This window comes from Streptomyces sp. NPDC101393, assembly GCF_044767385.1.
In the GTDB taxonomy this organism is placed as follows: domain Bacteria; phylum Actinomycetota; class Actinomycetes; order Streptomycetales; family Streptomycetaceae; genus Streptomyces.
On record NZ_JBIWNU010000013.1, the window covers coordinates 100229 to 123972 of the forward strand.

Here is a 23744-nt window from a genome sequence, read left to right on the forward strand (position 1 = left end):
TCCCTGCCGCGGATCCCGGCCCCGGTGGCCGTGCCGTACTGCCGCCGCCTGCCCGTACGGTGTCGCGCACCGCATCCGCTTTCGCCGCACCGCGCCGGAGGACCCCATGAAGGACCAGCTCGACCGCATCGCCGCCGCCTGGGCCGACCTGATCGCCACCGCACGCCGCACCGTCGCCGACGGCCTGGTCGTCGGCACCTCCGGCAATGTCTCGGTACGCGTCGGCGATCTCGTCCTGGTGACCCCCAGCGGAGTCCCCTACGACCGCCTCGGGCCCGCCGACCTCACCGCCGTCGACCTCGAAGGCCGGCAGGTCACCGGCGTTCTCCGGCCCACCAGCGAACTCCCGATGCACCTGGCGGTCCACCGCAGCACCCCGGCCGCCGCCGTCGTCCACACCCACGCCCCGCACGCCACCGCCGTCTCCACCCTCGTCTCCGAACTCCCGCCGATCCACTACATGACCGCGGCGCTCGGCGGGCCCGTCCGGGTCGCCCCCTACGCCCTGTACGGCAGCGACGAACTCGCCGCGCACATGCTCGACGCGCTGCGTGACCGCAGCGCCTGCCTGCTCGCGAACCACGGGACCATGGCGTACGGCGACAGCCTCGGCCAGGCACTGGACCGCACCGCCCAGTTGGAGTGGATGTGCCGCGTCTGGCTCACCGCCCGCTCCGTCCCCGGCCACACGCCGGGCCTGCTGTCCGCCGCCCAGCTCGACGAGGCCGGTGCGCAGCTGCGCGGCTACGGCCAGCGCGGCTGACCCGCGGCCGGTCCGGGCGTCGAACCGGGTGCCGGCCCGGCGGCCGCGGCGCGTGCCGGACCGGCGCCCGGCAGCGGGCACCATCACCCGCCCGCCGTCGCCCACTGGCCGCTGTGGCCGCCGCTGCGCACACTGGGGAGGTGCGCCTGGGTACTGCGGCGGCTGCGGCCGTCACCACCGTGATCGGTGCCGGGGCGGCCGCGGTGGCGGTCGGCCGGTACGCCAGCGATGTTGCCCTGAAACCGTCGCCCGACCACCCCCTGCCGGGCGACTCCCGTCTCACGGTGCACTCCGCCACCGACGACCTGATCACCCTCACCCGCAGTCTCGGCTCCCTGCGCCCCGGCACCTACGGGCTCACCGGCTCCGGCTGCCACGCGGTGGTCGGCCCGGTCGTACGCCACCTGCCGCACCCCGCCGACACCGTGGTACGCCGCCTGGAGCGGGTCACCCACGGCACTCTCGCACCGGGCATGCGGATGCGGCTGACCCCGCAGGTGCACATCGGCAATCCGCGCGACGCCCTCGGCCTGGACTGCGCCGACGTCGACATCCCCGGCGAACTCGGCGCACTCCCCGCGTGGTTCGTCCCCGGGGTCCGCGAGACCTGGGTCATCACCGTGCACGGCCTCGGCACGACCCGCGAGCACCCCATGGTGATCATGCCGTTCCTGCGGCGCCACCGGCTCCCCGTCCTCGACCTCGCCTACCGCAACGACGTGGGGGCCCCGTCCACCGCCGACGGCATCCATCACCTCGGCGACAACGAATGGCGCGACCTGGACGCCGCGATCCGCTACGCGATCCGCTACGGCGCCCGCGATGTCGTCCTCCACGGCTGGTCCACCGGCGCGACCATGGCCCTGCGCGCGGCCCTCAACTCCGCCCTGCGCGAGCGGATCAGCGGCATCGTCCTGGACTCCCCGGTCCTCGACCGGCACGCCACGGTCCGCGCACTGGCCGCCGCCCGCAGGGTCCCGCGGGCCCTGCTGCCCCTGGTCGTACGTGCCGCCGAGGGCCGGACCGGCCTGCCCGTGGACCGGCCCGCCGACGCCGTCGACCCCGCCGGGCTGACCGCGCCCACCCTCCTCTTCCACGGCCCGGACGACACCATCGCCCCCTGGGCCGTCTCCCGCTCCTTCGCGGCCCGCCGCGCGGACCTGATCACCCTTCAGCCGGTCCCGCACGCCCCGCACGCCGCGATGTGGAACGCCGACCCGGCCGCGTACGAAGAGGCACTGCGCCGTTTCCTGACCCCGCTGATGTAGCACCCGCCCGGCGGACCCGCGGGCCGGCAGCCGTCCCGCAGGGACACGGAAACCTTCCTGACCCCGCCGGAACCCTCCCGAACCCGTCCGGAAGCTGTCCGGCGGGCCTCCGGCAGTCGTCCGGCCGGCATCCGGAGGGCATCCGGGGGGACAACTCCCCACATCGGGGATGGGTCGCCGGGGCGGTGCCGCCCGGGTAGATCGCAAGCCGGGTTCCGATTGGGCTTTCGGGCCGTCAGAGGCAAGACTGCTCCTGTGACGTCCCGTACTCCGCGCGACTCCCGGCTCCGCCTCGTCCCCCGCCAACCGATCGCGGCCGCCCGACGGGCGGTGACCACCCGGACCACCCGCCCGGCGCCCCGCCCGCCCGAGGGCACCCCGCCGCCCGCGGAACTGGCCCGGCAGGCCCGCGCCGTCCTGGCCGGCGCCGCCCGGCTGGCCCGCTGGGCCGACGGCGCCGGCGGCACCGGCACCGGCCTGCGGGCCGGCTCGGACGGCGCCCTGCCGGCCGCCGCCGTGGCGCGCGCGGCCGAGGCACTGCGGCTGGCCCCGGAGCAGGTGCGCGCCGACTGGGACCGGGCGCGGCTCTCCGGGCTCATCGAACTCCACGGCGGCCTGGCCCGCCCCGGCTGGCGGCTGCGGGCCTGGGACCGCGACGACACCGCCGCGCTGCGCGGCTGGGTCGCGCTCTTCGACGCCTGGTCGCTGGCCCGCCCCACACCGGAGGGCGCCGGGCCGACGATCGTCGCGGAAGTCGTCGAGGCGGTACCGCAGTTGTTGTCGCTGCTGCACCTCTCGGCGGGGCCGGTGCGGCTTCCGGTGCTGCTGGACATGCTCGACCAGCGCGTCGCCGAGCTGCGTACGGAGCGCTGCGAGGTCCCTTACGGACCCGGCCCGGCCCGGCCGGGCAGCGGCGCCGACGGGGCGGTGAACGACGCCGCGGGGGCGTCGCTCGGGCAGCTCCTGGGCTGGGCGCTGGACGCTCTGACGACCGTGGGCGCGCTGGTGCCGCAGGAGCCGGCGGGCGGGCCGGAGGCCCAGCTGACGCCGCTCGGCAACTGGTCGGTCTGGGTCAAGCTGGAGCAGATCTGTGTCGCCGCGCAGAGCCCGGCCGGCCATATCGAGCAGTCCGCCGAGGCGATGCTGCGCGGCTGCGCCCGGCTGACCCCCGGCCCGGCCCGCACCGAATACCGTGCCTGGCTCGCCGCCCGCTCCGTGGGCGCGGCCGTGGAGGAGCTGCTTGCCGTGGCCCGCGGTGAGGACGCGCTGCTGCGCGGCCTGGCCTTCGAGGCGCTGCGCGCGGTCGGCGCCCCCGCCGAACCCGCCGTGCGCGCCGCCTCCACCGAGCCGGCGCTGCGGCCGTACGCCCTGCTGTGGCTCGTCGAGCACGAGGGCGGCGACCCGGAGACCGCCCCCGATGTGCTCACCCGCGAGGAGTCCACCTGGCTGTGGGTGGACACCGCGGCGGCGGTGGCCGACCACGGCGAGAGCCAACTCCTGGTCCGGCACCTCGACTCGGCGGTACAGGGCTCGGTGCCGCGCCTGCTGGACGAGGTGCGCGCGATCGGGCATCCGCGGACCGTGCAGGTGCTGGTGGCGCTGGCGGCCGCCCACCCGGACCCGGCGCTCGCCAAGGCCGTACGACGGGCGGCGTTCCAGGTCCACACGGGCGGCTCCTGACACGGGCGCACGGGGCGCGGGCGGCCGGATCGGTAACGACCGGCGTCCGGCCCCGTCCCCCGTCCCCTCCCTGCCTCAGGCCGAGGCGCCGGGGACGTACGTCCCGAAACTCCAGATGTTGCCCTCGCCGTCCCGGGCCATGTAGTCCCGCGAGCCGTAGTCCTGGTCCTTGGGCGGCATCAGGATCTCCACCCCGGCGGCCTCGGCCCGCGCGAAGTGCGCGTCGGTGTCCTCGACCACGACATAGACGCCGGTCGGCCCGGCGTCACCCATCGCGGTGTCGAAGACCCCGCCGTGCCCCTTGGAACCGAGCATCACCTTGCCGTTGCCGTACGACAGCTCGGCGTGCAGCACCGCGCCGCCCTCGCCTTCGTAGACCGCGTCCTTGGCGAATCCGAAGGCCTCGGTGAGCAGCCGGATCGCGGCCTGGGCATCGCGGTAGAGCACTGTCGGGTAGATCGTCGGGGCACCGCCGGCGGCGCTGGTCATGGCCGTCACCATCCCTCTCTCCGGTTCCTTCGATCCCGCTCATGGAGATCTGTGTCACAGTCTCGCAGCGGGGTCTGACATCGCACCCGCAAGCACCCGCGGCGGCCGTTCCCCGCCCGCACTCCGCGAGGAGCAGGGCCGCCCGCGGCGGTCGGGGTTCCCCGGGCGGTGGCGGCATGACCGGTGAACAGCACACTCGGCCCGGCGACCGGACCCGCCGGCGCCACCCCGCCCCCCGCGGATCCGCTGCCCGGATCCGCGGGGCCCGCGGGGACCGATCGGGGGACGAGCGGGACGGGAGAGGTGGGTGCGGCGGGTGCCCGGCGGGTGCGGCGCCCGCGGGAGCCGCCCGGGAAAAATGGTTGCGCAGCACCGTTAGACTGCCTGTATGGCAGTTCTCCTTTGGGTTCATTAGACGGCGTCGACCGCTCTCGGACCGTCCGTCCAATCCGCCGTCTTCCTGCCCTGGAGTTTTTCCGTGATCACCGCCTCCGGCCTTGAGCTGCGCGCCGGCGCCCGCATCCTCATCGAGTCCGCTTCCTTCCGCATCGCCAAGGGCGACCGCATCGGCCTGGTCGGCCGCAACGGCGCCGGCAAGACGACCCTCACGAAGGTGCTGGCGGGCGAGGGCATCCCCGCCGCCGGCACGGTCACCCGCTCCGGCGACGTCGGCTATCTGCCGCAGGACCCGCGCACCGGCGACATGGACGTGCTGGCCCGCGACCGCATCCTGTCCGCCCGTGATCTGGACTCCGTGCTCCGCAAGATGCGGGAGAACGAGGACCGGATGGCGAACGGCAAGGGCGCCACCCGCGACAAGGCGATGAAGAAGTACGAGCGCCTGGAGACCGAGTTCCTGACCAAGGGCGGCTATGCCGCCGAGGCGGAGGCCGCGACCATCGCCGCCAGCCTCGGACTGCCCGACCGCATCCTCGGCCAGCCGCTGCACACGCTCTCCGGTGGTCAGCGACGCCGTGTCGAGCTGGCCCGGATCCTCTTCTCGGACTCCGACACCCTGCTCCTCGACGAGCCGACCAACCACCTCGACGCCGACTCCGTCGTCTGGCTGCGGGACTACCTCAAGACCTACCGCGGCGGCTTCATCGTCATCTCGCACGACGTCGACCTGGTCGAGACCGTCGTCAACAAGGTGTTCTACCTCGACGCCAACCGCTCGAACATCGACATCTACAACATGGGCTGGAAGCTCTACCAGCAGCAGCGCGAGGCCGACGAGAAGCGCCGCAAGCGTGAGCGGCAGAACGCCGAGAAGAAGGCCGCGGCCCTCAACTCCCAGGCCGACAAGATGCGGGCCAAGGCGACCAAGACCGTCGCCGCGCAGAACATGGCCAAGCGCGCCGACCGGCTGCTCGCCGGTCTGGACGCGGTGCGGGCCTCCGACAAGGTCGCCAAGCTGCGCTTCCCGGACCCGGCGCCGTGCGGCAAGACGCCGCTGACCGCCGAGGGCCTGTCGAAGTCGTACGGCTCCCTGGAGATCTTCACCGACGTCGACCTGGCCATCGACAAGGGCTCCCGGGTCGTCATCCTCGGCCTCAACGGCGCGGGCAAGACCACCCTGCTGCGGCTGCTGGCCGGCGTCGAGACCCCGGACACCGGCGAGGTCCGCCCCGGTCACGGCCTCAAGCTCGGCTACTACGCCCAGGAGCACGAGACGCTGGACCCGGACCGCACGGTCCTGGAGAACATGCGCTCCGCCGCCCCCGACATGGATCTGGTGGCCATCCGCAAGACGCTGGGTTCGTTCCTCTTCTCCGGCGATGACGTCGACAAGCCCGCCGGGGTGCTCTCCGGCGGCGAGAAGACCCGGCTCGCGCTGGCGACCCTGGTCGTCTCCTCCGCGAACGTCCTGCTCCTCGACGAGCCGACGAACAACCTCGACCCGGCCAGCCGCGAGGAGATCCTCGGCGCGCTGCACACCTTCACCGGCGCCGTCGTCCTGGTCTCGCACGACGAGGGAGCGGTCGACGCCCTGGAGCCGGAGCGCATCATCCTGCTGCCCGACGGTGTCGAGGACCTGTGGGGCCAGGACTACGCGGACCTGGTCGCGCTCGCCTGATCAAGGCGATCTGGATCATTCGGCCGACGTGTGATCCATCATCTGAGTGAGAACGGCTCGTACATCGGCGAGCCTGCGGTGCAAGGCCGGGCCCCTGGGGCCCGGCCTTCATCTTTGCCCTCACACCACACCTGACCTGCCATTTCTGGCCGAAAGTGATGCCCTGGCCGCAAGCGGGTACGGCGGAATGAGGCATTCCGACGGCTGTGTCGGGGCGTCGAGCGGGAAACGATGTCGTACAGACCTTGCGGAATGGGTGGCCAGGAAGCCGGGGAGGGGTGATCATGAGAGTCCAGAGCGCACTTCCCACGAGGAGGCACGGGTGGCCGAGACTCTGAAGAAGGGCAGCCGGGTAACCGGCGCCGCGCGCGAGAAGCTCGCGGCAGACCTGAAGAAGAAGTACGACTCCGGAGCAAGTATCCGGGCGCTGGCCGAGGAAACCGGCCGCTCCTATGGATTCGTGCACCGGATGCTCAGTGAATCCGGTGTGAATCTGCGCGGTCGTGGCGGAGCCACGAGGGGCAAGAAGGCCGCCTCGGCCTGACGACCGCACCTCCGGGTATCAACGGTGTCCCCCCGGTCGGTCGAGCAGCCGACCGGGAGGTTACCGTTCAGTCACTTACGCACGCAGGTGCGACTGGCTGACTCGGAGGCGCCCCCATGACTCTGCTCGACAAGGACGGTGTGCGGCTCACCGTGGACGACGCGATCGCCACGGTGACCCTCGCCAACGCCGTCAAGCGCAATGCCCAGTCGCCTGCCATGTGGCGGGCGCTGGCCGAAGCGGGTTCCCTGCTGCCGGGAAACGTCCGTGTCGTGGTCCTGCGTGGTGAGGGCAAGTCCTTCTCCGCGGGTCTCGACCGGCAGGCGTTCACGCCCGAAGGCTTCGACGGCGAGCCGTCCTTCATCGACCTGGCACGCGGTGCGGACAGCGAGCTGGACGCCACCATCGCCGAGTACCAGGAAGCGTTCACCTGGTGGCGGCGCAACGACCTGGTGTCCATCGCCGCCGTGCAGGGTCATGCCATCGGTGCGGGCTTCCAGCTCGCCCTCGCCTGCGATCTGCGCGTCGTCGCGCAGGACGTCCAGTTCGCCATGCGCGAGACCAGCCTGGGCCTGGTGCCGGACCTGACCGGCACCCACCCCCTGACCGGTCTGGTGGGCTACGCCCGTGCACTGGAGATCTGCGCCACCGGCCGCTTCGTGCACGCCGACGAGGCGGAGCGGGTCGGCCTCGCCAACCTCGTCGTGCCCGCGGACGAACTCGACGCCGCGGTGGCCGACTTGGCCGCGGCGCTCACCGCCGCCCCGCGCGACGCCGTCATCGAGACCAAGGCCCTGCTGGCCGGCGCGGCGGACCGTACCTATGAGGAGCAGCGGGTGGCCGAGCGGGCCGCCCAGGGGCGCCGGCTGCGCGATCTGGCGGGCGTGGGGGAGTAGTTCCCGGCCCGTGGATCGTGCCGCGGACCGGCGGCGCCGCTGACCCGCACCCGTCCCACGGGTGCGGGTCAGCCGCGTTCCACGGCCGTGACCAGCACGGCGACCGTCAGCGGCGGCGGCTCGACGGACCGCGCCGCCGCCCGTACGGCGAGGGCGACGTCCAGTGCGCGGTGGCCGGCCGTGAACGCCAGCTGCAGCAGGGCGTGCCCGTCGGCGAGCCGCACCGCGCGGGAGCCGCCGCCGAGCACCGGCGCGAGCCCGGCGACCCCGGGGACGCCCAGCGCGGCGGCGGCGATCGGGCCGGGCGGTTCCGTACCCCCGTCCGGTCCCGGCGTACGGTCGGGCGCCGCGTGCCGGCCGTCCTCCCGCGCTCCTTCCCCGTCCTCCAGCAGCCCGCTGACCCGCAGGTCCGCGGCGCTCACCAGCAGCCCCAGTTCCCGGTCGGCCGCCTCCAGCAGTGCCGCGCGCAGCCGTTCGGCGATGGCGGGCAGCGGGCGGTCGGCGACGGCGGAGAAATCCGCGGTGATCCGCAGCGGCCCCGGCGGCAGCGCGCTCGGCGGCGCCGGCACCGCGGGCGGATCCACGGCGGCCGCGGAGTCCGCGGTGGTCAGCCGCAGCGCACCGAGGTGCACCCCGGGCGGCGTGCCGACTGTCCGCCGCAGTACTTCCGTTGCCGCGCGCTCGGTGATCCAGGCCCCGTCCCGTGGCCCGCCCAGCGGCAGCACCCGGCCGATCCCGAGCTGTGCTCGCACCGCTTGCGCCAAGTGGTTCACGGACACCCGTCACCCCTCTCCGGACTGTGCTCCCACCCTGCCGCAGACCGGCCGGTACGCCACGGCGGTGCGCCGGACGGGGCGGGTGGTACACCCGGCTGCCACATCCCTGGAGCGGCCCCCGGGAACCCTGCCTACTGTGATACCGGAGCGGGCAGAGAGCACCTCCCCCCGGAAAGGGTCGAACAGCGATGAGCGAGATCCAGCAGCAGTCAGACGGCGCGAAGACGCTGGGCGGCAAGCGGGGCGGCGGCGACCCCGCGTCCCGTGGGCGTACGACCATCGCCGACGGCGTCGTGGAGAAGATCGCCGGCCTCGCGGCGCGCGAGGTGGTCGGTGTGCACGCCATGGGCAGCGGCTTCGCCCGTACCCTCGGTGCCGTCCGGGACAAGGTCCCCGGCGGCGGCCGGTCCTCGACCGCGACCCGCGGGGTGAAGGCCGAAGTCGGTGAGGTGCAGACGGCGCTGGATCTGGAGATCGTGGTGGATTACGGCGTCTCCATCGCCGATATCGCCCGCGCCGTCCGGGAGAACGTCATCTCGGGCGTGGAGCGGATGACCGGTCTTGAGGTCGTCGAGGTCAACATCGCGGTCAGTGACGTCAAGCTGCCCGACGAGGAGGACGAGGAAGAGGAGTCGGAGTCGCGCCTGCAGTAGTCCGGGCCGCGGGGATCGGTTCCGTCCGCAGTGGTAGCGAAGGAGCGCACGATGAGCATGGCCGTGGTCGGCCTCTTGGCAGGTATGGCGCTGGGCTTCGCCGGATACTTCGGCGGCTTCGGGGCCTTCGTCCTGGTGGCGGCGCTGGGCGCCATCGGGTTCGTGGCGGGCAGGTTCCTGGACGGGGACCTGGAGCCGGGCGAGTTCTTCCGTACGCGTACGGGCGACCGCGACGACCGGCGGCGGTGAGGCCGGATGGCGACGGTGTCACCGGCCGCCGCTGTCACTGCCGTACCGGCGGGGGAGCGGGGCGCGACCAGAATCGCAGACCGGGTCGTGGCGAAGATCGCCGCGCAGGCGGCGCGTGAGGCACTGCGCGACGCCTCGTCCACCCTGCGCACCGACGCCCATGCGATGGTGACGATCCACCGGCGGGACGGCCGGCAGCCCTTCGGCGAGGCCCGCGTCATGGTCTCGCTGGTGCTGGGCTACCCCTGCGACATCGGTGCGCAGTGCCGCGCGGTGCGCCGCCAAGTGACCGAGCGGGTGAAGGCGTTGGCGAACATGGAGGTGCCGGAGGTCGAGGTGGAGGTGGAGCGGCTGCGCTCTCCGCTGCTGGACGACGAGGGCCGGGGGAGGGTGCGATGAGTGACCAGGACGCTCAGCCGCCGGACACCCGGCGGCTGACCGCACCCGGTACACCGCAGGGCGCCACGGCCGACCCTGGGCAGCCCACGCCGGCCGGCGACCGTCCGGCCGCGGCGGACGGCGGCCGGGCCGGGCGCTTCTGGTCGGCCCGCCGGGTGCCGGCCGTCATCCTCGGGCTGGTCCTGCTGGGCGCCTCCGGGCTGATGCTCTACGACGTGGCCGCGGTGCGTGCCGACCGCCCCGCGATGGCCTGGCGCAAAGAGCTCGCCGACCAACTGGCCACCCGCCACCTCGACAACCCCTGGGTGCTGGGCGTCGCCTCCGCCGCGATCCTGATCGGCCTCTGGCTGCTGGTGCTGGCCCTCACCCCCGGACTGCGCGAGCTGCTGCCGATGCGGCGCACCGCTCACGGCATCCGGCCCGGTCTCGACCGTTCGGCCGCCGAGTTGGTGCTGCGCGACCGCGCCGTGCAGGTCTCCGGCGTCCAGTCGGTACGGATGAAGGTCACCCGCCGCAAGGCCAAGGCGCGGGCCGTCTCGCACTTCCGCGAACTGGACGAGGTGCGCGGAGATCTCGATGCGGCGCTCGGCGACGGGCTGCGGCAGCTGGGGCTCGCGCACCGGCTGGGTCTGTCCGTCGGCGTCCGGCGCCCGAAGAAGAGGTGAGCGCGCGATGCGTACGGTACGCAGAACCACCAACCGGGTCCTGATGGGCCTGGCCGGCGCGGTGCTGTTCGGGGCCGGCGGGTCGGTCCTGATGGGCGGTCTCGACCTCCCGGCGAAATGGCACTTCACGCTGCCGGGCGGCTGGCCCTGGTCGCATCCGGACGACGTGCTGCTCTCGGATCACAACCGCACCCGCTGGACGGGCAGCGGCTGGTGGTGGCCCGTGGTCATCGCCGCCCTGGCCGTCATCGTCCTGCTGCTGCTGTGGTGGCTGCTGTCGCAGTTCCGCAAGCACCGGCTGAACCAGCTCCTGGTGGACAGTGGCGACGGCGAGGGCGCCCGGCTGCGCGGCCGGGCGCTGGAGGGCGTGGTGACGGCCGAGACCGAGGCGCTGGACGGTGTCGACCGGGCCCGGGTGCTGCTGACCGGGCGGCGCTCCGAACCGCGGGTGCGCGCCGTCCTGGCGCTCGCTCCGCACGCCGACCCCGGCGCCGTCGTGGCGCGTTTCGCGGACGAGGCGGTGGAGCACGCGCGCGGCTCCGCCGGGCTCGACGAGCTGCCTGCGGACATCCGGCTGCGGGCGGTCAAGCACCGGGCGGAGCGGGTCAGTTAGCACCCGTCCGCCCGTCCGCCCGTCCGCCCGTCCGTGCCTGTCAGAAGCCGTGCCGGGCTCCGCCGTCCACCGGCACCATCACCCCGGTGACGTACGACGCGGCCGGCGACAGCAGGAAGGCCGCGGTCCGGCCGAACTCCTCGGGCTCGCCGTAGCGGCCCAGCGGGATCGCCGCCGAGTTGCGGGCCCGGGACGCTTCCGGGTCGCCCGAGAGCGCGTCGAGCTGGGTCATCCGGTCGGTGGCGATCCGGCCGGGCATGACGCCGACGACGCGGATGCCGCGCGGGCCCAGTTCGTTGGAGAGCGACTTCGCGAAGCCGGCGAGCCCCGGGCGGAGCCCGTTGGAGATGGTCAGGCCGCCGATCGGCTCGTAAACGGAGCCGGAGAGCACGAAGCCGATGACGCTGCCCTCGGTCAGTTCGGCGGCGGCGGTGCGCGCCAGCCGCACCGCGCCGAGGAAGACCGACTCGAAGGCGGCCTGCCACTGGTCGTCGGTGTTGTCGGCGGCGGAGCCGGGCGGCGGGCCGCCCACGCTGATGAGCACCCCGTCGAAGCGGCCGAACCGCTCGCGGGCCGCCGCGATCAGGCGCGCGGCGGCGTCCGGCGCGGCGTTGTCCGCGCCGACGCCCAGGGCGCGCTCGCCCAGGGTGGCGGCGGCCTCGGCCGCGGCCTCCTCGGTACGCCCGCTGATCACGACGTTGGCGCCGTCGGCGGTCAGTGCGCGGGCGGTGGCGAACCCGAGGCCACGGGTCGCTCCGGTGACGATGTACGTCCGGTCGGTGAGTCCAAGATCCATGGCCCTAGTCTGCCCCTGCCCCGTCGAGGAGGGTGAAGGCGGTCCCGACCAGGCCGATGTGGCTGAACGCCTGCGGGTAGTTGCCCAGCAGCCGTTCCGCGGCCGGGTCGTACTCCTCGGCGAGCAGCCCGACGTCGTTGCGCAGCGCCAGCAGCCGCTCGAACAGCGCGGCGGCCTCCGTGCGGCGTCCGGTCAGCGCCAGGGCGTCGGCCAGCCAGAACGAGCAGACCAGGAACGTCCCCTCGCCGCCGGGCAGTCCGTCGACCGAGCTGCTGCCCTCGGTGCTGTAGCGGCGCACCAGGCCCTGGTGCGACAGCTCCTTGCGTACCGCGTCGACGGTCCCGACGACGCGTGGATCGTCGCCCGGCAGAAAGCCGAGGCGGGGGATCAGCAGGGTCGCCGCGTCCAGTTCCGCGGAGCCGTAGGACTGGGTGAAGGTGCGGCGTTCGGCGTCGTAGCCCCGCTCGCAGACCTCACGGTGGACCTCGTCGCGCATCGCCCGCCAGCGCTTGATGTCGCCGCCGGCCTTGGGGTGGGCCTCCAGGGTGCGGACCGCGCGGTCGGCGGCGACCCAGGCCATGACCTTGGAGTGCACGAAGTGCCGGCGCGGCCCGCGGATCTCCCACAGCCCCTCGTCGGGTTCGCGCCAGTTGGACTCCAGGTAGTCGACCAGGGCGCGCTGGATGTTCCAGGCGTGCGGTTCCGAGGGCAGGCCCGCGATGCGCGCGCTGTGGAAGGAGTCCAGCACCTCGCCGTAGACATCGAGCTGGCGCTGGTCGACGGCGGCGTTGCCGATCCGTACGGGTGCCGAGCCGCCGTATCCGGACAGCCAGGGGAGTTCGGCCTCCGGCAGCCGGCGTTCGCCGCTCAGCCCGTACATGATCTGCAGGTCGGCGGGGTCGCCGGCGACCGCGCGCAGCAGCCAGTCCCGCCAGGCGCCGGCCTCTTCCAGATATCCGGCGGAGATCAGGGAGTTCAGGGTGAGGCTGGCGTCGCGCAGCCAGCAGTAGCGGTAGTCCCAGTTGCGGACGCCGCCGAGCTCCTCGGGCAGCGAGGTGGTGGGGGCCGCGACGATGCCGCCGGTGGGCGCATAGGTGAGGGCCTTGAGGGTGATCAGCGAGCGGATCACGGCGTCGCGGTGCGGGCCGTCGTAGCGGCAGCGGGCGGCCCAGTCGTGCCAGTCCTGCAGCCCTTCCTCCAGTGCCTGGAAGGGGTCGATCGGCAGCGGCCGGGGCTCGTGCGACGGGTGCCAGGTCAGCACGAACGCGACGCGCTCCCCCTCGGAGACGGTGAAATCCGAGCGGGTGCTGAAGTCCTTCCCGTAGGTGGTGCTCTCGGAGGGAGTGCTCAGCCACACGGAATCGGGACCGGCGACGGCCACCCGGCAGGCCTCGGAGTGCCGCACCCAGGGCACCACCCGCCCGTAGTCGAAGCGCAGTCGCAGCACCCCGCGCATCTCGACGCTGCCGCGCACGCCCTCGACGATCCGTACGACATCGGGTGCGCGGTCGCGCTGCGGCATGAAGTCGGTGACCTTGACGGTGCCGGTGGGGGTCTCCCAGACGGTGTCCAGGACCAGCGAATCGCCGCGGTAGGAGCGTGTCGGGCTGGCCCCGGCGGCCGCCGGGGCCAGCCGCCAGTGGCCGTTGTCCTTGCCGCCCAGGAGGGCGGCGAAGCAGGCGGCGGAGTCGAAGCGCGGCAGGCACAGCCAGTCGATGGAGCCGTCGCGGCCGACGAGGGCGGCGGTCTGCAGATCGCCGATGAGCGCGTAGTCCTCGATATGTGGGTGCACTCAAGCGCCCCTTCCCGCCCGGCGGGTGCGCTACTCGGTGGTGGCGGCTGTCCGGGCTACGGCTTCTGCCGGCGCCGGAGTCGCTTCGTCCCCGGCAGGCTCAGTTTCTCCGGGTTCGTCCGCGGGCGCAGCGTCCACGGTGTCCGTGGGCGCCTCACCGTTCTCGTCGGCCTCTTCGGCCCCGGCCGTCTCCGCTTCCTTCGCGGCGGCCTCCGCCCGGTCACGGCGCTCGCGGCGTACGAGGACGAGCCAGCCCACCGGCACGGCCGCCGCGAACAGCCACCACTGCACGGCGTATGCCATGTGCGGGCCGATGCTGTCGTGGTCCGGCTCGGGGACCAGCTCGGGCTTGCCGCCGGCCGGCTTGGGCGCGGTCTGCTCGATGTAGCCGCCGAGCACCGGCCGGCCCAGCCGCTCGGCCTGCTCGGCGCTGTTGATCAGCATGACCTGGCGGGCGGGCAGGCCCTTGGTGTTCTTGATGCCGCTCTCGGCGGTGGTCTCGTCGGCCATCATCCGGCCGGTCACGCTGACCTTGCCCCGGGGGGCGGCGGGCACGTCCGGGAATCTGGTCAGGTCGTTGCCCGCCGAGATCCAGCCGCGGTTGATCAGCACGGCGTCGCCGTTGCCGAGGACCAGCGGGGTCAGGACGTAGTAACCGATGCTCTGCTCGTCGGCGGCGGTGCGCTGGCGGACGACGACCTCGTGCCGCGTGTCGTAGGTGCCGGTGGCGCTGACCGTGCGCCACATGTCGTCCTCAGGGAGGGTGCGGCCGGGGGCGGTCAGCTCGCCGACCGGGACCGGGCGCGCCGCCAGGCTGGCCGCGATGAGCTGATTCTGCGCGACCTTGTGCTCATGCCGGTGGAACTGCCAGAAGCCCAGCTTGATCATGACGGGGATCAGGACGAGACCCATGAGGGTGAGGATCACCCACTGCCGGGACAACAGGAAGCGGTACACGCTCCGACGGTACCCGCAGACGTGCGGCGACCCCCGGGCAGGGGGCCTGCCGGGGGCCGGGAGCGGGCGGGATCAGACTCTGTCGACGATGCCCACCCGCCCTTCGGAGCGGGCGCAATGGGCGCCGCAGAACCACTGGCCCTCGACCTCGACCCCCTGGCCGATGATCTGGCACCGGCAGTGCTCGCAGATCGGCGCCATGCGGTGAATGGCGCAGGAGAAGCAGTCGAAGACGTGCACCGCGCCCTGCGCGTGCACCTCGAACGTCATGCCGTATTCGTTTCCGCAGACCTCGCAACGTGCCATGCGCCACAGGGTGCGGTCGGGGGCCGTACGGGGCGAGGCGCTGACGGGTGTGTTGGCCCGGCTTCACCCGGACGCAGGCGCCCCGCCCGCGGGCTCGACATCCCGCAGCAGCTGCATGAACGCGGCCTCGTCGATCACGACCGTGCCGAACGACGCGGCCTTGGCGGTCTTGGAGGTCTGCGCGTCCGGATCGTTGGTCACCAGCAGGCTGGTCAGCCGGGACATGCTCGTCGCGACATGCAGCCCGGCCTCGGTCGCGCGGTCCTCCAGCAGCTCGCGGTCCACGGAGGTGTCCCCCGAGAAGGCGACCCGCATCCCCTGGACGAGCCGGCCGCCGGTGACATAGCGCCCCGGGTTGGGATACGGGCAGGCGGGGCGCTTGCGGGCGGGCCGCCAGGAGGTGGGGCGGTACGACGGGGCGGAGGGGTGCTGCCGGGGCGCGGGGGTGTCCGACCACTCCGTCAGCGGCTGGCAGCTCAGCAGTGGCAGCCGCACCTCCTCGCGCGCGGCGCGGTGGAGGCTGGGGCGGAACGCCTCGGCGAGCACCCGGGCGTCGTCCAGGGCGTGGTGGGCGCGTTCCTGCACGACGCCGTAGTGCGCGGCGAGCGACTCCAGCTTGTGGTTGGGCAGCGGCAGTCGCAGCTCCTTGGAGAGCGCGATCGTGCACAGCCGCTGGCGTACCGGGGCGGTGGCCGCCGCGCGGGCGTACTCGCGGGCGATCATCGACCAGTCGAACATCGCGTTGTGCGCGACCAGCACCCGGTCCTCCAGGCGCTTGGACAGCTCGGGGACGATCTCCGGGAACAGCGGGGCGTCGGCCAGCACGTCGCTCGTGAGGCCGTGGATCCAGACCGGACCGGGATCCCGCTGCGGGTTGACGAGGGTGTACCAGTGGTCCTGGACCTCGCCCTGCGCGTCGAGTTGGTACACGGCCGCGGAGATGATCCGGTCGTCGCGGGCCAGGCCGGTGGTCTCGACGTCGACCACGGCGTATCCCTGCGGATATGCGGTCGGCCAGGGAGCCGGCGGTGTCTGCGGGCCCGGCTGCTGCCCGATCTTCGGCGCGATCGAGTGGGCTGCTGCCATGCGGTCTTCGAGCATGGTCAATGAGGATACGGGCCGACACTGACAGCCACCGAACCGCCGTCACCCGCGCCGGCGGTCCGGCGCACCCCGTCAACTCACCCCCGGCGCCCATGATGTCCCTTCATGTCCTGTTCGCCGGTTTCGGATCCCGCCCTGCCGTCCGCGCGTCGCCCCTGGGGTCGCGCCCCGTCGCAACTGACGGAGCGTCTTACATACTTCTCGGTAACAACCTCTAGCGGCAGGCCCGTCACCGCCTCTATGGTGCGGGACATGCCGCACCTGCCCGATGTCCTGTTGTGGTCCGTACCCGCCTTCGTCCTGCTCGCCGTGGTGGAAATGGTGAGTTATCGCCTGCACCCCGACGACGACTCCGAGGGCTATGAAGCCAAGGACGCGGCCACCAGCGTCGGCATGGGGCTCGGCAGCCTCGCCTTCGACGCGCTGTGGAAGATACCGATCGTGGCGATCTACGCCGCGGTCTACGAACTCACGCCGCTGCGCGTCCCCGTGCTGTGGTGGACCCTGCTGCTGATGCTGCTCGCGCAGGACTTCTTCTACTACTGGTCGCACCGCGGGCACCACGTCATCCGTCTGCTGTGGGCCTGCCACGTGGTCCACCACTCCAGCAAGAAGTTCAACCTCACCACCGCCCTGCGGCAGCCGTGGACGACCTGGACCGTCTGGCCGTTCTACGTCCCGATGATCGCCCTCGGGGTGCATCCGGCGGCCATCGCCTTCTGCTCCGGGGCGAACCTCGTCTACCAGTTCTGGGTGCACACCGAGCGGATCGGCAAGCTGCCGCGCCCCTTCGAGTTCGTCCTCAACACGCCCTCCCACCACCGCGTGCACCACGCCTCGCAGGGCGGCTACCTGGACCGCAACTACGGCGGGATCCTGATCATCTGGGACCGGATGTTCGGCTCGTTCGCGCCGGAGACCGAGCGCCCCGTCTACGGCCTCACCAAGAACATCGAGACCTTCAACCCGGTGCGGGTGGCCACCCATGAATACGCCGCCATCGCCCGCGACGTCCGCAACGCCGACAGCTGGCGCGAGCGCGCCGGGCGGATCTTCGGCGGACCGGGCTGGCAGCCCGCGGGAGCCGCGCAGGTGCCGCAGGCCGACGTCACCGCGCCGCCCACGGACGCCAAGTCCGGGGAAATACCCGCAGGTTCGGCGACCGTCCCGGCCGCCGGGATGACGGGAAACACCCAGCGGAGTGCCGTCGGGGAGAGTGCCACATGACCCCACCGAGGTCCCGGGCACGCGCCGCACGCGTCCTGCTCGCCCTCTTCGCCGTCACCGCCGCCGTCCACCTCGCCGGCCTGCTGACCGTCGCGGCCGCGGGCACCGGTGGCGGCGCCGGGGCCGTCGCGGACACCGTCGTCCACCTCACCAAGCCCGCCCTGATGCCGCTGCTCGCCGCGCACGTCCTGCTGCGCGGCGGACCGCCGCTGCTGGCCGTCGCGCTGCTGTTCGGCTGCGGCGGCGACACCCTCCTCCAGATCGGCGGCGACACCCTCTTCCTCCTGGGCATGGGCTCGTTCGCCGCCGGACACGTCTGCTACCTGCTGCTGTCCGCCCGCCACAGGACGCCCGCCGACGGACGGCGGAGCCGGATCAGGGCGGCCGGCGGGGCGTACGCGATCGCCTGGGCGGCCACCGTCGCGCTGCTGTGGCCGGACCTGCCGGACGAGCTGCGGATCCCGGTGGCCGGCTACAGCCTGCTGCTGACCGCGATGGCCTTCGGCACACTGCGGGCGGGAGGGCGTGCCGCTCTCGGCGGACTGCTCTTCCTGCTCTCCGACACCTTGATCGCCACCGGCATCGCCCACTGGCCGCAGCTCCCCGCCCCGCAGTTCTGGATCATGCTCACCTATATCGCCGGCCAGTACGCCCTGGCCGACGGGCTGCGCAGGGCCGCCACCCGCACCGAAACGGCCCCCGCGCCCGCACCGGCCCCCGCGCCTGCTTGAGTCTCCCCCCGTGGGAGACCCGACAGTGGAGGGCATGAACGAGGACGACAGCAGGGACCTGCTCACCATCGGCGAACTGGCGCGCCCGGCCGGCGTCCCGGTCAAGACGCTCCGCTCGTGGTCGGACCGCGGCCTGCTGCCGCCCGCCGCCCGCACCCCCGCGGGCTACCGGCTGTACGGCCCGGACGCCCCGGCCCGCCTGGAAATCGTGCGCAGCCTGCGCCAACTGGGCGTCGGACTGGCGGCGATCCGCGCCGTCCTGCAGCGCGAACGCGGCGTCGCCGAGACGGCGGCACACTGGGCGGACGCGCTCGACGCGCAGATCCGCACCCTCCGGTTGCCGCGCGCGGTGCTGCGGTCGGCGGCCGCACGGGGCACCGCGGCGCAGGAGCTGGTGCACATGAGCGAACTGGCCCGCCTGTCGACCCGGGAACGCCGCCGGATCGTCGCGGACTTCATCGACGAAGCGCTCGACGGGGTGCACGCGCCCGCCTACCGCAGCGGCCTGCCGGCCGCCACCCCCGACCTGCCCGACGACCCACCCCCGAACAGGTCGGCGCCTGGATCGAGTTGGCCGACATGGCCCGCGACCCCGAGCTGTCGGCCGCGCTGCGCCGGCTCGCCGAGTTCAGCGCCCGCAGCGCACCGGCGGGGGAGCCGGACGCCGGCCAGGGGGCGGCCCTGCTACGGGTGGCCGAGCTGATGCGCGAGCGGGGCGAGGCGGCCGCCGCGTCCGGCATCGCCCCGGACTCCCCGGCCGCCGAACCGCTCGTCGCCGAGCTGATCGTCGCCTGGATCCCCACCCAGGCGGCCGCCACGGACCCGCCCACCGAGGACGGCCCGGCGGCCCGCGCCCGCCTGCTGGTACAGCTGGAGACCGGCGCGGAACCGGCCGTGGAGCGCTACTGGCAGCTGCTCTGCACGATCACCGGGCGGCCCGCCCCGCCCCGCCCCGTTGGGACATCGCCGGCAACTGGACCGCGGCCGCACTGCGCGCGCACGCGCGGCCCATGGACCTGAACCGCACCGTCTTCGACGCCACCGACCCGGCCCGTGTGCTGTACGCGTACGAGCGGGTCACCGGCGCGCTCGGCGCGCTGGTCGCCGCCGTGCGGCCCAAGGACCTGTCGCTGCCGGCCCCGTGCGGCGGCTGGCGGGTGCGCGAGCTGCTCGACCACATGGTGTGGGAGAACCTGATGGCCGCATCGATCGCCGAGGACGCCCCGCGCACCGACCACACCGGCGACCATCTCGGCGCCGACCACATCGCCGCCTTCGAGGACTCCGTGCGACAGGCGCACGCCGCGTTCAGGGACAGCGGGATGCTGCACCGCACCTATGGGCCGTACGCCGCGCCCGGAGCGATGATCGTCCAGCAGGTCGTCGTCGAACTCCTCGCGCACGGAGGGGATCTGGCACGCGCCATCGGTGCGCCGACGGACCTGGCGCCGGAGGTCGCCGAGGAGACCCTGGCCGCGGCACACCGGATCCACGGCGCCGTCCCGCGTACCGAGGGCGGCTCGTTCGGCCCCGAGCGCCCGGTGCCGCCCGGTGCGGGCGCCGCCGACCGGCTCGCCGCCTACCTGGGCCGCGACCCGGGCTGACCGGGGCCGGCCACCGGGTACGCGAGAGGGCCGGGCGGTGACCCGCCCGGCCCTTTGAAGGTGGTGCCGTGCCTACTTCTTCACCGCGTCCAGCGCGTCGATGATGCCGTAGCCGTAGTGGCTGTTGACATGCTTCGTGCCGGTGCAGGTGGCGTCATCCTTGGGGCAGCCCGGGTTGTCCGCCTGCTGCTTGAGCAGCCACTGGATCTCCTGGGGGCTGGACTTCGGGTGCGCGCTCTTGATCAGCGCCACCACGCCCGAGACGTGCGGGGACGCCATCGAGGTGCCGGCCAGGTAGGCCCAGTCACCGCCCGGCATCGTGGAGAGGATGTTGCCGTTCTTGGCGGGCAGCTCGGGGACCTGCTTCGAGTCGCCGCCCGGGGCCGCCACGTCGACGGTGCCCAGGCCGTAGTTCGAGTAGTACGACTTGAGCTTGTGCACACCGGTCGCCGCCACGGTCACCGTGCCCGGCAGCTGGGTGGGAACGTCCCAGCAGGTCTTCGGGTCGACGGTGCGCTCGACGGGGGTGGAGTCGTTGGGGCTCCCGGTGTCGACCAGCTTGTCGGCCGCCAGGTTGAGGCTGGAGTTGCCGGCCGCGGCGACGTTGACCGCGCCCTTGCGCTCGGCGTACTTCGCGGCCCGGCCGACCGCGTCGATGATGGCGGCCTGGTCGGCGTCATCCTTGCAGTTGAACATCCACGGGTCGACGTAGTAGCTGTTGTTCGTGACCTCGACGCCGTGGTCGGCCGCGAAGACGAAGGCACACACGACGCTCTCGGCGTAGAACAGGCTCGTCTCGGGCTCGCTGACCTTGATGGCGGAGATCTTCACGCCCGGGGCGACTCCGGACACACCGACGCCGTTGCGGGCCGCGGCGATCGTGCCGGCGACATGCGTGCCGTGGTAGTCGTTCTCCGGGTCGTAGGGGCGCCAGGACCCCTTGGCCGTATTGGCCACGCCGCCCACGCAGTTGGCGGACTGCCTGGCCGAGAAGTTCGCCTTCAGATCCGGGTGGGTGTCGTCCACACCGGTGTCGATGATGGCGACGGTGACCTTCTTGCTGCCGGGGTTCACCTTCGCGGCCTTGTCGGCCTTGATGGCGGGGATGTCCCACTGCAGGGGCTCCAGCGGCTCCTTGCCCTCCGCCTTCGCCGCCGCGCCGGCCGCCTTGAGCTGCGCCTTGGGCAGCTCGACCTTCTGCGGCTTGCCGATGTCGGTGGTGCCCGACGCCTTGAGCGGCGCGGTACGGGTCGCGCCGGCGGACTGCACGCCGCGCACCGTCCGGATGGACTCGGCGAAACCGGGGTTGGCCGAATGGACGACGATCACGCCTATCTGCTCATGGGCGGTGATCACCTTCCCTCCGGCCTTGGCTATCGCCTTCTTGACCTTGCCGACCGCGGCATGGCCCGGCGTGGTGTTCACGACGTACGAGAGCAGCGGGCCGTCGGTCGATACCGCGGCGGCCGGGGCGGCGTCCTGGGACGCGGCGGTGGCCGCGTTCGGGAGGAAGCCGAGGGATGCCGTCAGAGCCAGTCCGAGCGGTACGGCCAGCGCCCGCATCCGTCTGGATCGGGGATGTGCCATGGGTACTCCACATCATCCGTGAGACCGCCCGCACGCGGGTTGCGTACGGGCGGATGCATGAACGTGAAGTTATCGGCGATCACCGACGTACAGCAATGGAATGGGAAGAAAACCCTTTAGGGATCGCAAACTGATGCTCTGTCAGCATCTGGTGACCGGTGTGCGGGGGAGCGCCGCGAGGGCGCGGCTCAGGCCTGGCGGCGCAGCGTGCCGATGCTGAGCGGGGGCAGGGCGACGAGGGGGCCGTACCACCGGCGCGGGGCCGCCGCGGCCCGCCGGCCGGCCGCCGGGGCGGCGGTGACCGGGGCCGGCAGCCGAACGCTGCCGTACGGGCGACGGTGGGGGCCGGGCGGCTGCGGGGCCTGCGGAAGCGGCGGATTCACATCCGGCACAACGAAGCATGCCCCCGGCGGTGGCGGCCGCCGGCCGTATTCCTTCGCCCCCCGCCGGATTCCGTCGGCATTTCAACCAACGCCCCCCTGTCGCATCCCGTGTCACGGGCCTAGCATGCGTGATCCGCGTCACTTACGCGCGCCTTATCGCCGGGCTTCCCACCAGCCACTACGTATCAGGAGATTCCGTGAGCACCGCACCGCCCACCGACCCGGGGCCGCACGAGCCGCCCGACTTCATCGAGGTGCAGTCGAGCCCGGAATTCGCCGAACTGCGCCACACCCAACGCGCGTTCGCCTTCCCGGTCACCATCGCCTTCATCCTCTGGTACCTGGTGTACGTGCTGCTCTCCAGCTACGCGGGCGCCTTCATGGCCACCAAGGTGTTCGGCAACGTCAATGTCGCCTTCGTGCTCGGCATCGGGCAGTTCGCCACCACCTTCCTCATCGCCTGGTGGTACTCCCGGCACGCCGCCACCAAGCTCGACCCCAAGGCCGAGGCCATCAAGTCCCGCCTGGAGGGCGACGCATGAACCTCACGCAGCAGCCCCTGGCCCTCCAGCTCGCGGCGGGCGGCGCGAATGAGAACCGCGCGCTGATCATCACCCTCTTCGCCGTCTTCGTCGTCGCCACCCTCGCCATCACGGTGTGGGCCGGCCGGCAGACCAAGGGGGCCGAGGACTTCTACGCCGGCGGCCGGCAGTTCACCGGATTCCAGAACGGCCTGGCCATCTCCGGCGACTACATGTCCGCCGCGTCCTTCCTCGGCATCGCCGGAGCCATCGCGCTCTTCGGCTACGACGGCTTCCTGTACTCCATCGGCTTCCTCGTCGCCTGGCTCGTCGCCCTGCTCCTGGTGGCCGAACCCCTGCGCAACTCCGGCCGGTTCACGATGGGCGACGTCCTCGCCTACCGGATGCGCCAGCGCCCGGTGCGCACCGCGGCCGGCACCTCCACCATCGTCGTGTCGATCTTCTACCTGCTGGCGCAGATGGCCGGCGCCGGCGCCCTGGTCACCCTGCTCCTCGGTATCACCAGCGAGGCCGGCAAGATCCTCGTCGTCGTCCTCGTCGGCGTCGTGATGATCCTTTACGTCACCATCGGCGGGATGAAGGGCACCACCTGGGTCCAGATGGTCAAGGCGGTGCTGCTGATCGCCGGCACCCTGCTGATCACCTTCCTGGTGATGCTCAAGTTCCACTTCAACATCTCGACGCTGCTCGGCGCCGCCGCCGAGAACAGCGGCAAGGGCGCGGCCTTCCTGGAGCCCGGCCTGAAGTACGGCGTCAGCGCCACCTCGAAGATCGACTTCATCTCGCTGGGCATCGCCCTCGTCCTGGGCACCGCCGGACTCCCGCACATCCTCATCCGCTTCTACACGGTCCCCACGGCGAAGGCCGCCCGTAAGTCCGTGAACTGGGCGATCGGCATCATCGGCGTCTTCTACCTGATGACCATCGCGCTCGGCTTCGGCGCCGCCGCGCTGATCAAGCCCGACGAGATCACCTCGGCCAACAAGGCGGGCAACACCGCGGCCCCGCAGCTCGCCGAGGTGATCGGCGGCGGCCCGGGATCGACCGGAGGCGCGGTGCTGCTCGCGGTCATTTCCGCGGTCGCCTTCGCCACCATCCTCGCGGTCGTGGCCGGCCTCACGCTGGCCTCGTCCTCGTCCTTCGCCCACGACATCTACGTCAACGTCATCCGCAAGGGCAAGGAGACCAGCGAGAAGGCGGAGGTCCGCTCGGCACGCTGGGCGACCGTCGGCATCGGCTCCATCGCCATCGTCCTGGGGGTCTTCGCCCGCGGTCTGAACGTCGCCGGCCTGGTCGCGCTCGCCTTCGCGGTCGCCGCCTCCGCCAACCTCCCGACGATCCTCTACAGCCTCTTCTGGAAGCGCTTCACCACCCAGGGCGCCCTGTGGTCGATCTACGGCGGCCTCGCCTCCTCGGTCCTCCTCGTCCTCTTCTCGCCGGTCGTCTCCGGCAAGGAGACCTCGATGTTCCCCGGTGTGGACTTCGCCGTCTTCCCGCTGGAGAACCCGGGCCTGTTCTCCATCCCGCTGGGCTTCCTGCTCGGCTGGCTGGGATCGCTGCTCTCCAAGGAAGAGCCGGACGTCAAGAAGTACGCCGAACTGGAGGTCCGCTCCCTCACCGGAACGGGCGCCCACTGACCCGTC

27 protein-coding genes are annotated in these 23744 nt (G+C 72.6%); 18 read left to right on the top strand and 9 right to left on the bottom strand.

Features of this window, described 5'->3' with window-relative positions; genetic code table 11:
* Positions 1–106: 106 nt before the first annotated feature.
* From ACIRQ7_RS33450 to ACIRQ7_RS33460, 3 genes are all read left to right on the top strand, one after another.
* Complete coding sequence (locus ACIRQ7_RS33450) at positions 107–763, top strand: class II aldolase/adducin family protein (protein ID WP_401479553.1); 657 nt, start codon at positions 107–109, stop codon at positions 761–763.
* Positions 764–903: 140 nt separating this feature from the next.
* Complete coding sequence (locus ACIRQ7_RS33455) at positions 904–2031, top strand: alpha/beta hydrolase (protein WP_404266326.1); 1128 nt, start codon at positions 904–906, stop codon at positions 2029–2031.
* A 255-nt stretch (positions 2032–2286) separates the two neighbouring features.
* Positions 2287–3711 (top strand): hypothetical protein, encoded by a 1425-nt coding sequence (locus ACIRQ7_RS33460; RefSeq protein ID WP_404266327.1) that lies wholly within the window; start codon positions 2287–2289, stop codon positions 3709–3711.
* Between the two features lie 75 nt (positions 3712–3786).
* Here ACIRQ7_RS33460 and ACIRQ7_RS33465 read toward each other — a convergent pair whose 3' ends face one another.
* Positions 3787–4200, bottom strand: a complete 414-nt coding sequence (locus ACIRQ7_RS33465; protein WP_404266328.1) for a VOC family protein — start codon at positions 4198–4200, stop codon at positions 3787–3789.
* Between the two features lie 478 nt (positions 4201–4678).
* On the opposite strand from ACIRQ7_RS33465, the gene ACIRQ7_RS33470 reads away from it, so the two are divergent.
* The 3 genes from ACIRQ7_RS33470 to ACIRQ7_RS33480 all read left to right on the top strand — a co-directional run bounded on the left by ACIRQ7_RS33470 (position 4679) and on the right by ACIRQ7_RS33480 (position 7717).
* Entirely contained in the window at positions 4679–6277 is a 1599-nt protein-coding gene (locus ACIRQ7_RS33470) for an ABC-F family ATP-binding cassette domain-containing protein (RefSeq protein ID WP_401479541.1), read from the top strand.
* 322 nt (positions 6278–6599) lie between these two features.
* Positions 6600–6821 (top strand): helix-turn-helix domain-containing protein, encoded by a 222-nt coding sequence (locus ACIRQ7_RS33475; protein ID WP_384441440.1) that lies wholly within the window; start codon positions 6600–6602, stop codon positions 6819–6821.
* 116 nt (positions 6822–6937) lie between these two features.
* Positions 6938–7717: an enoyl-CoA hydratase/isomerase family protein gene (locus ACIRQ7_RS33480; RefSeq protein WP_401479538.1), complete on the top strand. Its 780-nt coding sequence runs from the start codon at positions 6938–6940 to the stop codon at positions 7715–7717.
* A gap of 68 nt (positions 7718–7785) precedes the next feature.
* Here the strand turns inward: ACIRQ7_RS33480 and ACIRQ7_RS33485 are convergent, their stop codons facing one another.
* Positions 7786–8496 (bottom strand): hypothetical protein, encoded by a 711-nt coding sequence (locus ACIRQ7_RS33485; protein WP_404266329.1) that lies wholly within the window; start codon positions 8494–8496, stop codon positions 7786–7788.
* Between the two features lie 185 nt (positions 8497–8681).
* Here ACIRQ7_RS33485 and ACIRQ7_RS33490 point away from each other — a divergent pair, with 185 nt between their 5' ends.
* From ACIRQ7_RS33490 to amaP, 5 genes are read left to right on the top strand one after another with little or no spacing between them, the layout of a single operon-like run.
* Positions 8682–9146: an Asp23/Gls24 family envelope stress response protein gene (locus tag ACIRQ7_RS33490; protein ID WP_401479533.1), complete on the top strand. Its 465-nt coding sequence runs from the start codon at positions 8682–8684 to the stop codon at positions 9144–9146.
* Between the two features lie 51 nt (positions 9147–9197).
* Complete coding sequence (locus tag ACIRQ7_RS33495; protein ID WP_401479530.1) at positions 9198–9395, top strand: hypothetical protein; 198 nt, start codon at positions 9198–9200, stop codon at positions 9393–9395.
* 6 nt (positions 9396–9401) lie between these two features.
* On the top strand, positions 9402–9794 hold the full coding sequence (locus ACIRQ7_RS33500; RefSeq protein WP_401479527.1) for a hypothetical protein: 393 nt from the start codon (positions 9402–9404) through the stop codon (positions 9792–9794).
* The gene (locus ACIRQ7_RS33505) at positions 9791–10459 is read left to right on the top strand and encodes a DUF6286 domain-containing protein (protein WP_404266330.1); all 669 of its coding nucleotides are present in this window, start codon (positions 9791–9793) and stop codon (positions 10457–10459) included. The genes ACIRQ7_RS33500 and ACIRQ7_RS33505 overlap by 4 nt, the downstream gene beginning before the upstream one ends.
* A 7-nt stretch (positions 10460–10466) precedes the next feature.
* On the top strand, positions 10467–11072 hold the full coding sequence (gene amaP, locus ACIRQ7_RS33510) for an alkaline shock response membrane anchor protein AmaP (RefSeq protein WP_404266331.1): 606 nt from the start codon (positions 10467–10469) through the stop codon (positions 11070–11072).
* A gap of 40 nt (positions 11073–11112) precedes the next feature.
* On the opposite strand, the gene ACIRQ7_RS33515 is transcribed toward amaP, so the two are convergent.
* From ACIRQ7_RS33515 to ACIRQ7_RS33535, 5 genes are all read right to left on the bottom strand, one after another.
* Positions 11113–11868: an SDR family oxidoreductase gene (locus ACIRQ7_RS33515; RefSeq protein ID WP_404266332.1), complete on the bottom strand. Its 756-nt coding sequence runs from the start codon at positions 11866–11868 to the stop codon at positions 11113–11115.
* A gap of 4 nt (positions 11869–11872) precedes the next feature.
* Positions 11873–13660 (bottom strand): glycoside hydrolase family 15 protein, encoded by a 1788-nt coding sequence (locus tag ACIRQ7_RS33520; protein ID WP_404266333.1) that lies wholly within the window; start codon positions 13658–13660, stop codon positions 11873–11875.
* 30 nt (positions 13661–13690) lie between these two features.
* Positions 13691–14617: an SURF1 family protein gene (locus ACIRQ7_RS33525; protein WP_404266334.1), complete on the bottom strand. Its 927-nt coding sequence runs from the start codon at positions 14615–14617 to the stop codon at positions 13691–13693.
* Positions 14618–14689: 72 nt separating this feature from the next.
* The gene (locus ACIRQ7_RS33530) at positions 14690–14923 is read right to left on the bottom strand and encodes a hypothetical protein (protein ID WP_401479509.1); all 234 of its coding nucleotides are present in this window, start codon (positions 14921–14923) and stop codon (positions 14690–14692) included.
* A 63-nt stretch (positions 14924–14986) separates the two neighbouring features.
* Entirely contained in the window at positions 14987–16024 is a 1038-nt protein-coding gene (locus tag ACIRQ7_RS33535; RefSeq protein ID WP_401479506.1) for a DEDDh family exonuclease, read from the bottom strand.
* Between the two features lie 255 nt (positions 16025–16279).
* Here ACIRQ7_RS33535 and ACIRQ7_RS33540 point away from each other — a divergent pair, with 255 nt between their 5' ends.
* The 5 genes from ACIRQ7_RS33540 to ACIRQ7_RS33560 are packed head-to-tail and all read left to right on the top strand — an operon-like array spanning position 16280 to position 19589.
* Complete coding sequence (locus ACIRQ7_RS33540) at positions 16280–17254, top strand: sterol desaturase family protein (protein WP_404266335.1); 975 nt, start codon at positions 16280–16282, stop codon at positions 17252–17254.
* Entirely contained in the window at positions 17251–17985 is a 735-nt protein-coding gene (locus ACIRQ7_RS33545) for a lysoplasmalogenase (protein WP_404266336.1), read from the top strand. The genes ACIRQ7_RS33540 and ACIRQ7_RS33545 overlap by 4 nt, the downstream gene beginning before the upstream one ends.
* Positions 17986–18019: 34 nt before the next feature.
* Complete coding sequence (locus tag ACIRQ7_RS33550) at positions 18020–18688, top strand: MerR family transcriptional regulator (protein ID WP_404266337.1); 669 nt, start codon at positions 18020–18022, stop codon at positions 18686–18688.
* Positions 18676–19005, top strand: a complete 330-nt coding sequence (locus ACIRQ7_RS33555) for a hypothetical protein (protein WP_404266338.1) — start codon at positions 18676–18678, stop codon at positions 19003–19005. Before ACIRQ7_RS33550 ends, ACIRQ7_RS33555 begins: the two co-directional genes overlap by 13 nt.
* Entirely contained in the window at positions 18996–19589 is a 594-nt protein-coding gene (locus ACIRQ7_RS33560; protein WP_404266339.1) for a TIGR03086 family metal-binding protein, read from the top strand. Before ACIRQ7_RS33555 ends, ACIRQ7_RS33560 begins: the two co-directional genes overlap by 10 nt.
* A 72-nt stretch (positions 19590–19661) precedes the next feature.
* Here the strand turns inward: ACIRQ7_RS33560 and ACIRQ7_RS33565 are convergent, their stop codons facing one another.
* Positions 19662–21176: a S8 family serine peptidase gene (locus ACIRQ7_RS33565; RefSeq protein WP_404266340.1), complete on the bottom strand. Its 1515-nt coding sequence runs from the start codon at positions 21174–21176 to the stop codon at positions 19662–19664.
* A 188-nt stretch (positions 21177–21364) separates the two neighbouring features.
* The gene (locus ACIRQ7_RS33570; RefSeq protein WP_401479493.1) at positions 21365–21568 is read right to left on the bottom strand and encodes a hypothetical protein; all 204 of its coding nucleotides are present in this window, start codon (positions 21566–21568) and stop codon (positions 21365–21367) included.
* Positions 21569–21756: 188 nt separating this feature from the next.
* Between ACIRQ7_RS33570 and ACIRQ7_RS33575 the strand changes: the two genes are divergently transcribed.
* Both ACIRQ7_RS33575 and ACIRQ7_RS33580 read left to right on the top strand, forming a co-directional pair.
* A complete protein-coding gene (locus ACIRQ7_RS33575) occupies positions 21757–22101 on the top strand; it encodes a DUF485 domain-containing protein (protein WP_404266341.1) in 345 nt (114 codons plus the stop codon).
* Positions 22098–23738, top strand: a complete 1641-nt coding sequence (locus ACIRQ7_RS33580) for a cation acetate symporter (RefSeq protein ID WP_401479487.1) — start codon at positions 22098–22100, stop codon at positions 23736–23738. Before ACIRQ7_RS33575 ends, ACIRQ7_RS33580 begins: the two co-directional genes overlap by 4 nt.
* Positions 23739–23744 lie beyond the last annotated feature (6 nt).

Bases quoted from the DNA above. Each gene is read 5' to 3' on its own strand.
- ACIRQ7_RS33450 (WP_401479553.1), top strand. From the start codon at position 107: ATGAAGGACCAGCTCGACCGCATCGCCGCCGCCTGGGCCGACCTGATC.
- ACIRQ7_RS33465 (WP_404266328.1), bottom strand. From the start codon at position 4,200: ATGACCAGCGCCGCCGGCGGTGCCCCGACGATCTACCCGACAGTGCTC.
- ACIRQ7_RS33480 (WP_401479538.1), top strand. From the start codon at position 6,938: ATGACTCTGCTCGACAAGGACGGTGTGCGGCTCACCGTGGACGACGCG.
- ACIRQ7_RS33490 (WP_401479533.1), top strand. From the start codon at position 8,682: ATGAGCGAGATCCAGCAGCAGTCAGACGGCGCGAAGACGCTGGGCGGC.
- ACIRQ7_RS33495 (WP_401479530.1), top strand. From the start codon at position 9,198: ATGAGCATGGCCGTGGTCGGCCTCTTGGCAGGTATGGCGCTGGGCTTC.
- ACIRQ7_RS33500 (WP_401479527.1), top strand. From the start codon at position 9,402: ATGGCGACGGTGTCACCGGCCGCCGCTGTCACTGCCGTACCGGCGGGG.
- ACIRQ7_RS33505 (WP_404266330.1), top strand. From the start codon at position 9,791: ATGAGTGACCAGGACGCTCAGCCGCCGGACACCCGGCGGCTGACCGCA.
- amaP (WP_404266331.1), top strand. From the start codon at position 10,467: ATGCGTACGGTACGCAGAACCACCAACCGGGTCCTGATGGGCCTGGCC.
- ACIRQ7_RS33515 (WP_404266332.1), bottom strand. From the start codon at position 11,868: ATGGATCTTGGACTCACCGACCGGACGTACATCGTCACCGGAGCGACC.
- ACIRQ7_RS33530 (WP_401479509.1), bottom strand. From the start codon at position 14,923: ATGGCACGTTGCGAGGTCTGCGGAAACGAATACGGCATGACGTTCGAG.
- ACIRQ7_RS33535 (WP_401479506.1), bottom strand. From the start codon at position 16,024: ATGCTCGAAGACCGCATGGCAGCAGCCCACTCGATCGCGCCGAAGATC.
- ACIRQ7_RS33540 (WP_404266335.1), top strand. From the start codon at position 16,280: ATGCCGCACCTGCCCGATGTCCTGTTGTGGTCCGTACCCGCCTTCGTC.
- ACIRQ7_RS33545 (WP_404266336.1), top strand. From the start codon at position 17,251: ATGACCCCACCGAGGTCCCGGGCACGCGCCGCACGCGTCCTGCTCGCC.
- ACIRQ7_RS33550 (WP_404266337.1), top strand. From the start codon at position 18,020: ATGAACGAGGACGACAGCAGGGACCTGCTCACCATCGGCGAACTGGCG.
- ACIRQ7_RS33560 (WP_404266339.1), top strand. From the start codon at position 18,996: ATGGACCTGAACCGCACCGTCTTCGACGCCACCGACCCGGCCCGTGTG.
- ACIRQ7_RS33565 (WP_404266340.1), bottom strand. From the start codon at position 21,176: ATGGCACATCCCCGATCCAGACGGATGCGGGCGCTGGCCGTACCGCTC.
- ACIRQ7_RS33580 (WP_401479487.1), top strand. From the start codon at position 22,098: ATGAACCTCACGCAGCAGCCCCTGGCCCTCCAGCTCGCGGCGGGCGGC.